General features: G+C 71.1%; 9 protein-coding genes. 6 read left to right on the plus strand and 3 right to left on the minus strand.

The features are described from left to right. Position 1 precedes the first annotated feature (1 nt). Positions 2-472, minus strand: a complete 471-nt coding sequence (locus tag I5071_RS32825; protein ID WP_236517220.1) for a CBS domain-containing protein — start codon at positions 470-472, stop codon at positions 2-4. 207 nt (positions 473-679) lie between these two features. Further along, entirely contained in the window at positions 680-1,585 is a 906-nt protein-coding gene (locus I5071_RS32830) for a hypothetical protein (RefSeq protein ID WP_236517221.1), read from the minus strand. A gap of 115 nt (positions 1,586-1,700) precedes the next feature. Here I5071_RS32830 and I5071_RS32835 point away from each other — a divergent pair, with 115 nt between their 5' ends. Continuing rightward, positions 1,701-2,105 (plus strand): GFA family protein, encoded by a 405-nt coding sequence (locus I5071_RS32835; protein ID WP_236517222.1) that lies wholly within the window; start codon positions 1,701-1,703, stop codon positions 2,103-2,105. A 1-nt stretch (position 2,106) separates the two neighbouring features. Here the strand turns inward: I5071_RS32835 and I5071_RS32840 are convergent, their stop codons facing one another. Further along, positions 2,107-3,093, minus strand: coding sequence for a glutaminyl-peptide cyclotransferase (locus I5071_RS32840; RefSeq protein ID WP_236517223.1), 987 nt, complete (start codon positions 3,091-3,093; stop codon positions 2,107-2,109). Positions 3,094-3,162: 69 nt separating this feature from the next. On the opposite strand from I5071_RS32840, the gene I5071_RS32845 reads away from it, so the two are divergent. From I5071_RS32845 to I5071_RS32865, 5 genes are all read left to right on the plus strand, one after another. Beyond that, positions 3,163-4,485, plus strand: coding sequence for a protein kinase domain-containing protein (locus I5071_RS32845; RefSeq protein ID WP_236517224.1), 1,323 nt, complete (start codon positions 3,163-3,165; stop codon positions 4,483-4,485). 92 nt (positions 4,486-4,577) lie between these two features. Further along, the gene (locus tag I5071_RS32850) at positions 4,578-7,664 is read left to right on the plus strand and encodes an NAD(P)-binding protein (protein ID WP_236517225.1); all 3,087 of its coding nucleotides are present in this window, start codon (positions 4,578-4,580) and stop codon (positions 7,662-7,664) included. Positions 7,665-7,670: 6 nt separating this feature from the next. Continuing rightward, entirely contained in the window at positions 7,671-12,992 is a 5,322-nt protein-coding gene (locus tag I5071_RS32855; RefSeq protein WP_236517226.1) for an AAA family ATPase, read from the plus strand. 73 nt (positions 12,993-13,065) lie between these two features. Beyond that, complete coding sequence (locus I5071_RS32860; protein WP_236517227.1) at positions 13,066-14,418, plus strand: TolC family protein; 1,353 nt, start codon at positions 13,066-13,068, stop codon at positions 14,416-14,418. Continuing rightward, entirely contained in the window at positions 14,415-15,605 is a 1,191-nt protein-coding gene (locus I5071_RS32865) for an efflux RND transporter periplasmic adaptor subunit (RefSeq protein ID WP_236517228.1), read from the plus strand. Before I5071_RS32860 ends, I5071_RS32865 begins: the two co-directional genes overlap by 4 nt. Positions 15,606-15,610 lie beyond the last annotated feature (5 nt).

The raw sequence follows: 15,610 nt of genomic DNA on the forward strand, positions 1-15,610 counted from the left end.
CTCAGGGCGCGGGACGCTCGACGCGCGGCTGCGAGATCGCGGCGAGCGTGCGCGCCACGTCTGCGAAGAGGTGCTCGAGGGTGCGGCGGACCGGGTTCTTGCCGCGGCCACGCGCGAGGTCGCCGAGCGAGACGACGCCGATGACGCGCCCACGATCGTCGACCACCGCGAGGCGTCGCACCTGAGCGCTCGACATCGTGCGCTCCGCGGTCGCGATCGAGTCGCTCGCGCGGCACGTCCGCACGTCGCGCGACATCACCGACTCGATCGACATGTCGCTCAGCTTCGCGCCGCGGGTGTACGCCGCCATGCAGATGTCGCGATCGGTGACCATCCCGACCGGCGCGCCCGCGTCGTCGACCACGGGCACGACGCCGCAGTCCTGCTCCCACATGATCCGTGCCGCGGTGGAGACGTCGTCCTGGGGCGCGCAGCAGCGCGGCTCGCGCGTCATGATCTCTTCGACTCGCATGCTCTCGAACCTCCGCCTCGGCCGGGCACGTAGCTCCCCGTCGATGCACGACGAGCACCGGGTCGGATGAGAGTCCGTCGCGAGTCGACGCCGCCCTCGTGAGCACGAGCAAGCGGGGCTGGGCCCCGCGCGCAGCGTTCGGGGTGGGGGGACCCGATCCGGCTTTGCCGGTCGGGGGGAGGGGTCTTCCAAGACCCCTCCGAAAGCTCAGCGACGCGGAGGCTCGTCGTCGCGCGGCTTCTCGGGCTTGGGCGTGAGCGCGCCCTCGAGCAGCGCGATCGCGTCGATCGACGCATCGTCGGAGTGCCACTCGAGCTCGCGGTCGTAGCGCACCAGCAGCTCGTCGATGCGGCGCAGCTTCTCCACCGCGCGCTCCTGACGCGCGATCAGCGAGCGCTCCCCGGGATGACGCTGGGAGAGCAGCGCGGAGGTGAGCGCGATCGTCTGCACCGGTGTGTTCGCGAGGTGACGGATCGCGAGCACGGTGCGCGCGAGGTGCTGCGCCGCGGCCGCCTCCGTCTGCGCGCGCAGGAGCTCCCGCTCGAGCGACTCGCGCCGCAGCCGGTGCGCGAGCACGGCCGCGGTGAGCACGCCGACGCCGATCGTGACCGAGGGCTCACCGAACGCGATCTGCTCGCGGACGTCGGGCGGGAGCAGCGCGAACGCGAGCACCGAGCTGCCCGCGTGGAGGATCGTCGCGAGCACGCCCGCCCAGAGCCGCGGCGCGAGCACCGCGACGATCACGCAGCACAGCTTGCTCCCCTGGAACGGGATCCAGTGCTCGGCGAACGCGGCGTAGTAGGGATCGCGTACGAAGAGCGCGAGCGCGATCGCGGCGCTGTTCACCACGAAGAGCCACGACGCGAGCCGTCCGCTCCAGTGCGGCGGGCGCAGCATCGCGAGCGCGAAGAGCACCAGGCCGACCGCGCCCGAGACGAGCGCCGGCCACGCGGGGATCCCGGGCAGCTCGCGACCGGTCATCAGCTCGAGCGCGATGCCGACGACGTTGAGCGCGGACGCGGTGCGCAGCGCCGCCCAGGCGCGCCGGCGTCGCAGCTCGTCACCGAGCACGCCGAGCGCTCCTGAGGCGCGGCGTCGCACACGCGCGATCACCGTCCAGCTCGATGCTCACCGCCACGGGCACGGAGACCTCGTCGTGGATGTCGGTCCGCAGCGCCGCCGGGCAAGCGATCGCGGCCCGGCGAGCAGGTGGTGCTACACCGCGCGCATGCTCACGGGAAGCTGCGCGTGTCGTGCGGTCCGCTACGAGATCGCGGGAGAGCTCGGTCCGATCGTCTTCTGTCACTGCGGCGACTGCCGCAAGGCGCAGGGCGGCGCGTTCGCGGTCACGGCGCCGGTGCGCACGTCGGAGCTGCGCTTCGTCTCGGGCGAGGACGCGCTCGAGGCGTATCCCTCGTCGCCCGGCAAGGAGCGCGTGTTCTGCAGGCGCTGCGGCTCGCCGATCATCAGCCGTCGCGCCGCACGGCCCGACGTGGCGCGACTTCGCCTCGGCACGCTCGACACCGCGATCGACGCGAGGCCCGTCGCGCACATCTTCGTCGCATCGAAGGCCCCGTGGTTCGAGATCACCGACGGGCTCCCGCAGTACGCGGAGTACGAGCCCACCCGCTGACTCAGCGCGGGACCATCTCCACCTCGAACATGCGGGGCCAGTACTTCCCGGTGATCACGAAGTGGCCGCGCTCCGGGATCCACGCGATCCCGTTCAGCACGTCGGCGTCCTCGCGCTCCTCGTCATCGAGCAGCCCGCGCGCGTCGACGATCGCGGTCACGTTCCCGGTGCGCGGATCGATCCGCACGATGCGATCGGTCTGCCAGACGTTCGCCCACACCACGCCGTCGACGCACTCGAGCTCGTTGAGCTGATCGAGCGGGCGACCGCGCTCGCGCACCCGCACGCGCCGCTCGATCTCGAACGTCTCGGGGTCGCGGAAGAAGAGCTCGTCGCTGCCGTCGCTCATCACGAGGTGCGTGCCGTCGTGGCAGAGGCCCCAGCCCTCGCCTTCGTACTCGAACGTGCGCACCGGCTCGAACGCGGGCAGCGACCACACGAACGCCTGGCCCTCCTGCCAGCTCAGCTGGTAGAGGCGATCGCCCACGCGCGCGAGGCCCTCGGCGAAGATGCGCGGCTCGAGGTCGCGCCGCTCGAGCACCTCGCCGCTCTCCAACGCGACGCGTCGCAGCGACGAGCGACGATATTGCCCGGTGCTCTCGTAGAGGTGCCCCTCGTGCCACAAGAGGCCCTGGGTGAACGCGTCCGACGCGTGCGGGAACGAGCGGATCACGTTCACGCGCAGGCGCTCGGGCTCCGGCGGCTCGGCGCTGCGATCGTCGTCGCGCCCGGTGATCACGAGCTCTTCGCCCGGCGCCTCGTGCTGCCGTCGCGCGCGCGCCACCAGCACGATCGCGACGACCGCCGCGATCGCCCCCAGCAGCCACACCAGGCTCGGCGCCTGACGCGCCGGTGCCGCGGGCTTGGTCTCGGTCGGCTGGCTCGTCCCGGCCTCGGCGCGCTCGCTCGTCTCGCTCGCCGGCGCGGGCGTGCGATCTCGCTTCGAGGGCTTCTTCGTCGCGGCGGGGCGGCGGGGCTCGTCGGCCATGCGGCGCGTACTACCACGGGACCCCGCCGAACGTGGCGCGCTCCGGCGCGACCGGCGTACGATGCACGCGTGGAGACGCGGAACGGCAGGCCTCGCACGCCGCGCGGGCACGACGTGCCGGCGACGCGCGCGAGCATGGAGACGCTCGAGGGCGACGTGCCGTCGATCGTCGCGGCGCTGCGCGATGCGCTCGACTCGCGCCTCGTGCCCGCGGGCGACATCGGCGCGGGCGGCATGGCGAGCGTCGAGGTCGTGCTCGACAAGGCGCTCGAGCGCCGCACCGTGCTCAAGCGCATCCACGATCACCTCGCGAGAGATCCCGCGACGCTGCGGATGTTCGTGCGCGAGGCGCAGATCACCGGGCAGCTCGAGCACCCCAACATCGTCCCGGTGCACGAGCTCGGCGTGGAGGGCGAGCGCTCGCTGTTCTTCACGATGAAGCTCGTCGAGGGCCGCACGCTCGCGGAGATCGTGCGCGCGCTGCCAGAGGGACCGATCGCGCACGACACGCTGCTCGATCTGCTCGACGTGGTGATCAAGTGCTGCGACGCGCTCGCGTTCGCGCACAGCCGCGGGGTCATCCACTGCGACGTGAAGCCGGCGAACGTGATGGTCGGCGACTTCGGCCAGGTCTACCTGATGGACTGGGGCATCGCGCGGCGGCTCGGCCCGATCGCGACCCCGGTCGTGCCGGGCGAGGGCGACGAGCGCAGCTCGAGCGCGCGTCTGATCGGCACCGCGACGCACATGGCGCCCGAGCAGGCGCGCGGGATGAACGACGCGCTCGACGAGCGCACCGACGTGTTCGCGGTGGGCGCGCTGCTCTATCACGTGCTCGCGCGTCGCGCGCCGTACGCGGCCGAGACGTTCTGGGCGATCGTCGTGCGCGCGCAGACCGGGCAGTGCGATCCCCTCGAGCAGATCGCGCCGCACACCCCGCGCGTGCTCGCGCGCATCGTGACCCGAGCGATGTCGGTCGAGCCCGGTGATCGCTATCCGTCGGTCGCCGCGCTGCGACACGACCTCGTGCAGTTCGTGCGCGGCGGCGGGCTCTTCCCGGTGATCACCGTCGCACCGGGCGAGCACGTGGTGCGCGAGGGCGAGGCGGGCGAGACCGCGTACATCATCGAGAGCGGCCGGCTCGAGGTGTTCCAGGGCGGCTCCGCGCACCGCCGCGTGCTGCGCGTGATGGGCCCCGGCGAGGTGTTCGGCGAGATGGCGATCCTCGCGCCGGGCCCGCGCACTGCGAGCGTGGTCGCGCTCGAGTCGAGCACGCTGCGGGTGGTGACGGCGGAGACGCTGGAGCGAGAGGTCGAGTCGCTCAAGCCGTGGATGGGCGCGTTCGTCCGCACCCTGGCCGCGCGGTTCCGAGAGCGCGAATCGAAGCGCTGACACGATCCGGAGATCTCGTCGCGCTGTAACTGCGGACCGACACCGCATCGTCGTTGAGAACGGCGCGTCACCCTGAGTACGCTGCCCAGACGATGCCGGGGCAGATCACCTACGACGAGCTCTGCAAGCGTGCTCGCGCGACCGTCGACTCCGTGGCCGACGATCCGCAGGCGCGTCTCGCACTGCGACAGCGCTACTACGAGCGATGGGGCGGCGAGCCGTCGCCGTACGGCCTCGGTCGCTCCGAGCTCGACTTCATGGGCTGGGAGATCGAGCGCGGTGTCCTCGATCCGATCGCGAAGGGCGGCTCTCCGTGGTGGCGCGCGGTCAATGCCGCGCTCCTCTATCACGCCGAGCTCGCGTCGCTGATCGCCGAGAATCTGCCCGAGCTCGAGCCGGGATCGGCGCCAGTTCGATTCTGGCTCGCGTTCCAGCGCGACAAGACTCCTCAGAGCTGGTACCGCGCGCACAACAGCAGCATCGTCGCCGGATATCTCGAGTCGACCGCGCTCGCGCACGCCGAGCCGTGGTCCGAGCGCGTGTTCATGAACATCGTGCTCTATCGATTGCTCTACGCGCAGAGCATGGTCGAAGGCGCGGTGTTCGGAGATCTCGGGAAGATCCTCGCCAATCCCGCGCTCCCGAGCGTCGAGATCATGGTCGAGATCCCGGCGTTCTATCCGCGTCATTACCCGCTCACGCGGCGCGACGTCCGCAACATCCTGCAGAAGGGCCACTCGCTCGGCGACGATCTCGAGAAGACGTTCGACGATCTCTTCGTCATCCCCGAGCTGACTGCGCTCTACGAGCACGCATCGGGCTGGATCGGACAGCCCGGGCTCAAGCGCCTGATCAACATGGGACTGCCGGACTATCCCGGCGGCGCGCCCGCCGACGAGCAGCCGGTGCCGCTGCCCCCGCCGCGCCCCGGCGCCAAGCGGAAGGTGGCCATTCTCGGCGGCGGTCTCGCGTCGCTCTCGGCGGCGTACGAGCTCACGAGCTATCCGAATTGGCGCGATCACTACGAGGTCACGCTCTATCAGATCGGTTGGCGCGTCGGCGGCAAGACGGCCAATGGATTCGGCCCCGCCGATCGCATCGAAGAGCGCGGAATCCACATCTTCCAGGGCTGGTACAACAACGCATTCCGCATGGTGCGAGACGCCTACGACGAGATGGCGAAATACCATCTCGCGCCGGGCTCTCCGCTGCCGAAGTGGACCGATGCGTTCGTGCCCGACGACGCGACGCTGTTCACCCAGCAGGATCCGAAGACGGGCGAGTGGACCAACTGGCCCATCCTCTTCCCGTACAACGACGAGCTCCCCGGCGAAGGCGGACCTCCGCCGATCTACGAAGTGATCGGCGAGGCGCTCGGACTGCTCGCCGAGCTCGTGCTCGGCTCGCCGTACGCCGAGAACCAGTCGTGGATCCAGAAGCTGCTCTCTCCGATCGTGATCCACACGTGGTTCACGCCGCCGTGGGAGAAGAGCGAGCCGCACTGGTGGAAGGACGTCGCGAAGTCCGCGCTCGGGATCTCGAGCCACGAGAAGCCGGAGCTGCAGTGGGTCGCGTACGCGCGTGATCTCGCCGAGGGCTTCGCGAAGAAGCCCACCGTGGAGATCAACGGGCTCGAGGTGTCGGTGCTGCGGGTGATCGCCGCGCTGCTCGGCGGGTTCGTCACGCTGCTGCGCCACCTCGCGCCTTCCGATCGCACGACCGACGATCGACTCGAGCACATCTACGTGCTCGCCGAGTACGGGCTCGCGAACCTCCGGGGGTTCATCGAGGACGTCTACGACGAGCGGACTCACCAGCTCGACTTCGGGCGCATCAACGATCGCGACTATCGCGAGTGGCTGCTCTCGCACGGGCTGCCCACGGATCTGCGCGACTGCGCGCCGGTGCGCTTCATCTACTGCGGCTGTTTCCACAACATGTACCAGGGCGAGCCGGGACGGCTCGCAGCGGACCTCGGCCTGCGCAGCCTGCTCGCGTCGGTGACCTATCGCGGCTCGCTGGTGTGGAAGCTCGTCGCGGGCACCGGCGGCTCGCTCACCGCGCCGCTCTACAAGATGCTCGCGCATCGCGGCGTCGAGTTCGCGTTCTTCCGCGACGTCGAGGAAGTGCACTGGTCGCCGACCGACGAGATCGAGTCGATCACCGTCGGAGTCCAGGTCGATCTCGCGCCCGGCGTGCAGCGTTATTCACCGCTCAAGAAGGTGAAGGACGTCGACGGCTGGCCCTCGCACCCGCACTACGACCAGCTCGATCCCGAGCAGGTCCGGCGGATGCGCGAGAAGAACGTCGATCTCGAGTCGCCCTGGGCCGACTGGACCCCGGTGCGCACCGAGGTGCTGCGCCGCGGCGTCGACTTCGACGACGTGATCCACGGCATCCCGGTGCGCGCGACCGAGTCGATCTGTGCGGAGATCGTGAAGCACTCCGACGCGTGGAAGAAGATGGTCCGCCACGTGCGCACGACTCCGACGCTCGGAGTCCAGCTCTGGCTCCGTCCGACGCTCGCCGAGCTCGGCATGAAGATGAGCGAGTGGGGCATGGACGAGGGCGACGAGCCCAATTCGGTCATCTACGCCGATCTGCTCTATTCGTGGACCGACATGGGCAGTGTGCTGACGTTCGAGGGCTGGCGTCCCGACGAGATGCCCGGTGAGCTCAGCTATTACTGCGGCACCTGGGACACCGGTCCTCTCCCCCCGCGGAGCGATCACGGGTTCCCCGAGCGCGAGCGCGCGCGCCTCGTCGAGTACACGCGCGGCTGGCTCGATCAGAACATGGGCTGGTTCTTCCCGAACGCGGTGAAGAACGGGAGATTCGATCTCTCGCTGATCGTCGATCCCAGCGATCCGAGCTGCACCGAGAAGCTCGCCGGCGAGACGCGGCTCGCGCGACAGTGGTTCACCGTCAATGCCGCGCCGAGCGAGCAGTACACGCTCGCGTGGCCGGGCAGCGACAAATATCGCCTCGCCGCCGATCAGTCGGGGTTCCGCAATCTCTTCCTCTGCGGCGACTGGACGAATTTCGGGCTCAACATCGGCCACGTCGAAGGCGCGGTCACGTCGGGGCTCGTCGCCGCACAGGCGTTCCTGCGCCTGCGGATGAACCAGAACGATCTGCGCGAGATCTATCCCGACGTCGGGATTCCCGGAGCTTCGTAGTCCACCATGAGAAGGCTGCACGCGGCGCGGGGCGCGACGTATTACCTCGACGACTCGAGCGCCGAGAGCGGCCCTCTCCTCGTGAAGGTGCTCGACGCGCCTGCGACCACGCAGGCGCTGCTCGAGCTCGAGAACGAGCTGCGCCTCACCCGCGAGCTCGCGATCCCCGGCGTTCGGCGTGCGCTCCGTCGCGGCGACGTCGACGGGCGGCCCGCGCTGTGGACCACGTTCTTCGCGGGCGACACCCTCGAGCGCGCGTTCTCGGACGCGCGACAGCCGCTCGAGCGCGTGCTCGAGGTCGGCGTGCGCCTCGCGGACGTGCTCGGTGCGCTGCACGCCGCGCGCATCGTGCACGGTCATCTCTCGCCCCGCGCGATCCGCGTCGACGCGACGTTCCGCGACATCGAGCTCTCGCGGCTCGGGCTCGCGCACCGGCTCGACGTCGCCGCCGAGCCCGAAGGCCTCGCGGTCGCGGCGAGCGATCGCGCGGCGTACGTCGCGCCCGAAGAGACCGGGCGCATGAATCGCCCGGTCGACTGGCGCGCCGATCTCTATTCGCTCGGCGCGATCCTCTACGAGATGCTCACCGGCGCACCGGCGCTCTCCGCGCCGAGCGCGCTCGAGCTGGTGCACCGACTGATCGCGACCGCGCCGACTCCACCGCACGAGCGCGATCCGCAGATCCCTGCGCAGGTCTCGGCGCTCGTCCTCAAGCTGCTCGCGAAGAACGCCGAGGATCGATATCAGTCGGCGGAAGGACTGCGCGTCGATCTCGCACGCTGTCTCGATCACGTGAGACGCGGAGAGGCGATTCCCACCTTCGCGCTCGCCGAGCGCGACGTCTCCGCGCGATTCCGACTCACGCGCCGGCTCTACGGGCGCGACGCCGAGCTCGCTGCGCTGCGCGACGCGATCGATCGCATCGCGGCGCCGGAGGGCGGGGTCGAGCTGGTGCTGCTCGCGGGCCGCGCCGGCACCGGCAAGTCGATGTTGGTGCGCGAGATCGAGCGCCCGCTCACCACGCGACACGGCCGCTTCATCGAGGGCAAGTTCGATCAGTACCAGCGCGAAGTGCCCTTCTCCGCGCTCTCGCGTGCGTTCGAGCAGTGGGTGAACCTCGTGCTCGCGGAGGACGACGCGGAGCTCGCGCGACAGCGCGCGCGCATCCTCGAGGCGGCGTCGGATCTCGGTGGGCTGCTCACGCGCCTGGTGCCCGATCTCGAGCTCGTCATCGGCCCCCAGCCCGCGGTGCCCGAGGTCGGCCCGAGCGAGGCGCTCCATCGATTCCAGTACGTGCTCCGTCGATTCCTCGCGTCGGTCGCCGACAGCACGCGTCCGCTCGTGCTCTTCGTCGACGATCTGCAGTGGGCCGACTCGGCGTCGCTCGAATTGCTGGGCACGCTCGCGACGAGCGGCGACGCGCGACACCTGCTCATCGTGGGTGCCTATCGCGACGACGAAGTGCCCACCGGACACCCGCTCACGCTCCTGCTCGACTCGCTCGGTCGCTCGAGCGCGCCGGTCACCCGCATCGCGATCGGGCCGCTCGCGCACGACGCGGTCGAGCAGCTCGTCGCCGACACGCTCTCCGAGACCCCGGCGCGGGTGCGCCCGCTCGCCGCGCACGTCGCCGGCGAGACCGCGGGCAACGCGCTCTTCGTGGGGCAGCTGCTGCGCGCGATGGTCGACGAGGGCACGCTCGCATGGAGCCACGCAGCGGCGCGCTGGGAGTGGAGCCTCGACGGCCACGAGGGCGCACGGCGCGACGTGCTCGACCTCATCGTCGCGAAGGTGCGGCGCCTTCCCGACGCGACGCGCGAGCTGCTGGTCACCAGCGCGTGCCTCGGCACCCGCGTCGACGCGCACGTGCTCGCGCACCTCACCGATCGCACCACGATCGCGGTCGCGACGGAGCTCGAGCCCGCGCTGCGCGAGGGCGTGCTGCTCGCGACCGGCGCGGGCCACCGCTTCCTCGAGGCCGGCCTGGAGATCGCAGGCGACCTCGAGGCCGGCTACGTGTTCCCCCACGATCGCGTGCAGCAGGCGGTGTACTCGCTGGTCGCCGAGGACGAGCGCGAGACGCTGCACCTCGGGCTCGGCCGTCGCCTCGCGAGCGCGCTCGACACCCGCGGCGCCGACGATCGGATCTTCGACGTCGTCCATCAGCTCAACCGCGGCCGCGCGCGCCTGCTCGATCGCGCGGAGCGTCGCGATCTCGCGCGCCTCGATCTGCAGGCGGGGCTCGTCGCGAAGCGCAGCGCCGCGTACGCCGCAGCGCTCGAGTACCTGACGATCGGCATCGAGCTCCTCGGGGGCGTCGCGGGAGGCGAGCTCGCGTGGTCGACCGATCGCGCGCTCGCGCTCCAGCTGCACACCGAGGCCGCGGAGTGCGCGTATCTCTCGAGCGCGATCGATCGCATGGAGCAGCACATCGACGCGGTGCTCACGCAGGCCGGTGGCACGTCGATCCTCGAGACGATCCGCGTCTACAACCTGCGCGTCGACGCGTACACGTCGCAGAACCGTCTGAACGACGCGATGAAGGTCGGGCTCGAGGCGCTCGCCCAGCTCGGCGTGCGCTTTCCGCGCGAGCCCAAGCTGCCGCACGTGCTGGCGGGGCTCGCGCGCACGAAGATCACGCTGGTCGGCAAGGACGTGCCGAAGCTCGCGACGCAACGTCGCATGACCGACCCCCACAAGCTCGAAGCGATGCTGCTGCTCGAGCGCATGGTGCCGCCCGCGTACATGAGCGGCAGTCCGCTCTTCCCGCTGCTCGTGTTCGCGATGGTCGATCTGAGCGTGAAGTACGGCAATTCGCCGCTCTCGCCCTTCGGATACGGCTCGTTCGCGATCACGCTCTCGGGCGTGCTCGGCGACATCCGCTCGGGCGAGGTGTTCGGTCGCACCGCGCTCGCGACGATGCACGAGCTCGGCGCGCAGACCTATCTCGCGAAGGTCTATTTCGTCCTCTACGTGTTCATCACGCACTGGACGCAGCACCTGTCGACGTGTGTCGACCCGCTGCTCGACGCCTATCACTCGGGCATGAAGGCCGGCAATCTCGTCGGCGCGACGTGGTCCGCGTACTACCGCCTGCTCTGGATGCACTACTGCGGTCATCCGCTCGCCGAGCTCGAGCGCGAGGCCGCGACCTACAGCACGATCTTCGCGCAGCTCGAGCAGAACGCCGCGTTCCGCCGCTGCGACATGCTGCGTCAGACGCTGCTCAACCTGATGGGCCGCAGCGCGCATCCGATCGAGTTCCGCGGCGAGACCTACGACGACAGCGAGATCGAGACGCTCACCGCGAAGGGCGACGACGCGACGTCGCGCTTCTTCTTCCACTCGAACAAGGTGATGCTCGGCTACCTGTTCGATCGCGCCGATCAGGCAGTGCACCACGGCGATCGGGCCAAGACGCTGCTCGAGTCGGTCACCGGCCTGCCCGACCTGCCGTACTGGACGTTCTGGGACGCGCTGGCGCGCGCCCGCGCGAGCGAGAGCGCGCGCGGCAAGCGCAGCAAGGCGCTGCTCGGCGAGGCGCGCGCGCACGCCGCGAAGCTCGCGAAGTGGGGCCGCTTCGCGCCGATGAACTACCAGCACAAGCACGACCTCGTCGCCGCGGAGATCGCGCGCATCGAGGGCGACGCGACGCGCGCGAGAGAGCTCTACGACCTCGCGATCGAGGGCGCGACCGCGCACGGCTACGCGCAGGAGGCGGCGCTCGCTTGCGAGCTCGCCGCGCGCTTCCATCGCGGGAGGGCGCGGCGCGAGCTCGCGTCGTGGTACCTGCGGCGCGCCCACGAGGGCTACCTGCGCTGGGGCGCGATCGCGAAGGCCGACGCGCTCGAGGCCGCGTTCCCCGAGCTCGCGGCGCGCGCGCACGAGACCACGAGCGACGAGCCGCGGAACGTCGCGGCCGACATCGATCTCGCGTCGGTCGTGAAGGCGACCACCGCGATCAGCGGTGAGATCGTGCTCGATCGACTCGCCGCGACGCTGCTCGAGATCGCGGTGGAGAACGCGGGCGCGCAGCGCGGTGCGCTGGTGCTCTGGGACGAGAGCGAAGGCCGCGTGATCGCGCGCAAGGACGCGACGGGCGCGGTCTCGACCGGCCTCGATCTCCCGATCGCGTCGGGCGAGCTGCCCGAGACGGCGATCGCGTACGTCGCGCGCAGCAAGCGCGCGCTGGTCGTCGGCGACGCGCTCACCGAGACGCGCTTCGCGCACGATCCGCACGTGGTGCAGCACGGCGTGCGCTCGATGTTGTGCATGCCGATCGTGCACCAGGGCGCACTGCGCGCGATCGTCTACCTCGAGAACAACCTCGCGCCCGACGCGTTCACGCCCGAGCGATTGACGCTGCTCGGCGTGCTCGGCGGACAGATCGCGATCTCGCTCGACAACGCGAAGCTCTACCGGAACCTCGAGACCGCGCTCGACAAGCAGACGCAGCTCACGCAGGCGTACTCGCGCTTCACGCCCAAGGCGTTCCTCGACTTCCTCGGCGCGGAGTCGATCCTCGACGTGCGGCTCGGCGATCAGCGCCACGGCGACATGACCGTGCTCTTCGCCGACATCCGCTCGTACACGACGCTCTCCGAGTCGATGTCGCCCGACGACAACTTCCGCTTCATCAACGGGTTCCTCTCGCGGATGACCCCGGTGATCGGCGAGCACGCGGGCGTGGTCAGCGACTTCCTCGGCGACGGAGTGATGGCGTTCTTCCCGCGCGAGCCCGAGGACGCGCTGCGCGCCGCGATCGCGATGCAGCGCGCGCTGCGCGCCTACAACGAGGAGCGTCGCGCGAAGAAGCGCATGCCGATCACGATGGGCATCGGCATGCACACCGGGCCGCTGATGATCGGCGTGATCGGCGATCGCGATCGCATGGACGCGGCGCTGGTCTCGGACACGGTGAACACCGCGGCGCGCATGGAGGGGCTCACCAAGGAGCTCCGCGTCTCGATCGCGGCGAGCGAGAGCACGATCGCGCGCGTCGATCGCGCGTTCGAGCGCTTCGGTCTCCGCCGCGTCGGCGACATCCGGCCCAAGGGCAAGTCGCAGGTCGTGCGCGTCTACGAGTGCTTCGACGGCGACGTCGACGCAGGGGCGCGCGCCAAGCGCGATCACGTCGCGGAGTTCGAGGCCGCGCTCGCCGCGTTCCAGCGCGCCGAGTTCGCAGACGCCAGCGGCGCGTTCGAGAAGCTGCTCGCGGCGTACGAGGACGACGCGACCGCGCATCGATATCTCGAGCGCGCGAAGGAGTACGGCACGCGCGGCGTGCCCGAGGGGTGGAGCGGCGTCGAGGCGATGGAGCGCAAGTAGCGGATCGACGATAGGCACCCATCGGTTTTCTCGATATTGCGCGCTCGGACTTCTCGGTTATCAATCCGCCTCGATGACGAGCCATGACGCGGGCGACGTGGTGCCCGTGCCCTCCTCGCCTCCGCCCGGCGCTCGATCGCTGCGCGCCACGGTGCTCGCGTTCGGCGTGAGCGTCGCGGCGATCGCCGCACCGATCGACGTCGCGGCGCAGCCGCGCGTCGCCGAGGCCGAGGACGAGAGCACCGATCGCCGGCGCACGCGCTGGTCGCTGCGCGCCGCCGCCGCTCGCGCGGTGGAGGGCGCGCCGCGCGTGCAGGCTGCACGCGCGCAGGTCGGCGCGGCGCGCGCCCACCTCGCACATCGAAGCGTGCCGGTCGTCGGCAATCCCTACGTCGGCGTGCGCGCGCTCTTCGGCATGCCCGATCAGTCGGCCGCGACGTACGGCGTCGTGGTCGGGCTGCCCTTCGATCTCTCGGGCCGTCGGAGCGCGTGGTCGGCCGAGATCGATCAGCTGATCGAGGAATCCGAAGAGATCGCCGACGCCGCCGCGAACGAAGCGCGCGCCGAGGTCGCGAGCGCGTACGTCGATCTCGCGATCTCGCAGGAGCGCCTCGCGGTCGCCGAGGATCGACTGCGCGTGGCCGACGCGTCCCACGCGAGCGTGCGCGCCCGCGCCGAGGTCAGCGACGCGACGGTGCTCGACGTGTCGCTCGCCGCGTCCGAGCTCGGCATCGCGCGCGCCGAGGTCGCCGATCGCCGCCGCGTGCTGCTCGCTGCACAAGCAACGTTCCGCGCCGCGCTCGATCTCGATCCCGAGGTCAGCCCCGAGGTCGAGCCGCTCGCGGGCGCCGGCCCCCCAGACGGCGTGGATCTCGCCACTGCGATCACGCTCGCGAGCGAACGCCGCGCCGAGCCCCGAGCCCACCAGGCCGCCGCGCGTCGCTACCGCCTCAGCGAAGATCGCTTGTTCGCAGAGTCGATCGATCTCCTCCTCGTCGGGCTCGAGTGGGAGTCGCAAGGGAACCAGCGCACCGCGCACTCGTGGGGAGTGAGCGCGTCGATGGGACTGCCGCTGATCCGCACCGCGCAAGGAGAGCGCGCGGTCGCGCGCGGGCAGTCCGACCTCGAGCTCGAGCTGAGCGTGCTCGCCGATCGACGGGTGGAGCGCGAGGCCGCAGCCGCGTGGGGCGCGCTGCAGACGTCGCTCGATCACCTGCGCGTGATCGACGAGGAGGCGCTCGCCGCGGCGGAGCGCGCGCTCGCGATGAGCGAGGAGCTGCTCGCCGCGGGCGCGGTCGATCTCTTCCGCGTGCTCAACGCGCGACGCGAGGTCTACGCGCTGCGCGCGCAGCGCCTCGATGCGCTGCGCGACGCCTGGAACGCACGGATCGCGCTGGAGCGCGCCATCGGAGGAACGTGGGAATGATCAGGCTTTCGCGATGGCGCGAGCGCGCGACGCTGCTCGTGATCGGTGCGGTGCTCGGAGGCGGCGCGGGCGCGCTCGCGAGCGCATCGCTGCGCGCCGAGGCGAGCGGGCAGTCGCCGCCGACCACGACGGTCGCGAGCGCACCGGCGCGGGAGCGCGTGCACCTCGGCCAACAGCTCGCGCAGCGCGCCGGCATTCGTGTCGCGGCGGTCGAGGAGTCGTCGATCGCGCCGGGCATCGAGGTCGTCGGCGCGATCGCGCTCGACCCCGCGCGGGTGTCCGACGTCGGCGGGCGCGTGGTGGGCCGCGTCGCCGAGTACTTCGTCGAGCACGGCGATCGCGTCGAAGCGGGCGCGCCGCTGGTGCGCATCGAGACCGCGGAGCTCGGTGATGCGATCGCCGAGTGGCTCGCTGCGCTCGCCGAGCTCGAGGCCGCGAGCGCGCGGCTCGAGCGCGAGCGTGGGCTCGCGACACGACAGCTCGCGACCGCGGGCACGGTGGAGCGCGCGGAGGCCGAGGAAGGCGCGCTCACCGCGCGCGCCCGGGGCGCCGAGCACCGCCTGCTCGCGATGGGCCTCGGCCGCGGCGAGCTCGAGCGCGTCGCGCGCGGCGGGCGCATCGACGGCATCACGCTGCGCGCGCCGATCGCCGGCGAGATCATCGAGCGCACCGCGATGCTCGGCGAGGTGGTCGAGCCCACCGATCCGATCCTGCGCATCGCGGCGCTCGACACGGTGTGGGTCCTGCTCGACGTGTACGAGCGCGACCTCGCGCGGGTGCGCGAGGGCGACGACGTCGAGGTGCGCACCGAGACCGCGCAGGGCACGTCGATCCGTGGTCACGTCGAGCACGTCGACGCGATCGTCGATCCCGAGACCCGCACCGGTCGCGTGCGCGTGTCGATCGACAACGCCGATCGCGTCCTGCGCCCCGGGCAATACGTCTACGCGCGGCTCTCGCGCGACGCCGGGGCACGACGCGGCGTGCTCGCGCCGCGCAGCGCGATCCTCCAGCTCGGCGGCGAGCCCGCGTCGTTCGTCGCGGTCGGCGACGAGGAGTACGAGGTGCGCCCGCTGCGGCTCGGCGCATCCCTCGGCGACCTCGTCGAGGTCGAGGCCGGGCTCGCGCGCGGCGATCGACTCGTCGTCGACGGCGCGTTCGCGCTCAAGAGCGAGCTCCAGCGCTGAGGCCC

Origin of the sequence: Sandaracinus amylolyticus (genome assembly GCF_021631985.1) — a bacterium.
GTDB classification, from domain to species: Bacteria; Myxococcota_A; Polyangia; order Polyangiales; family Sandaracinaceae; genus Sandaracinus; species Sandaracinus amylolyticus_A.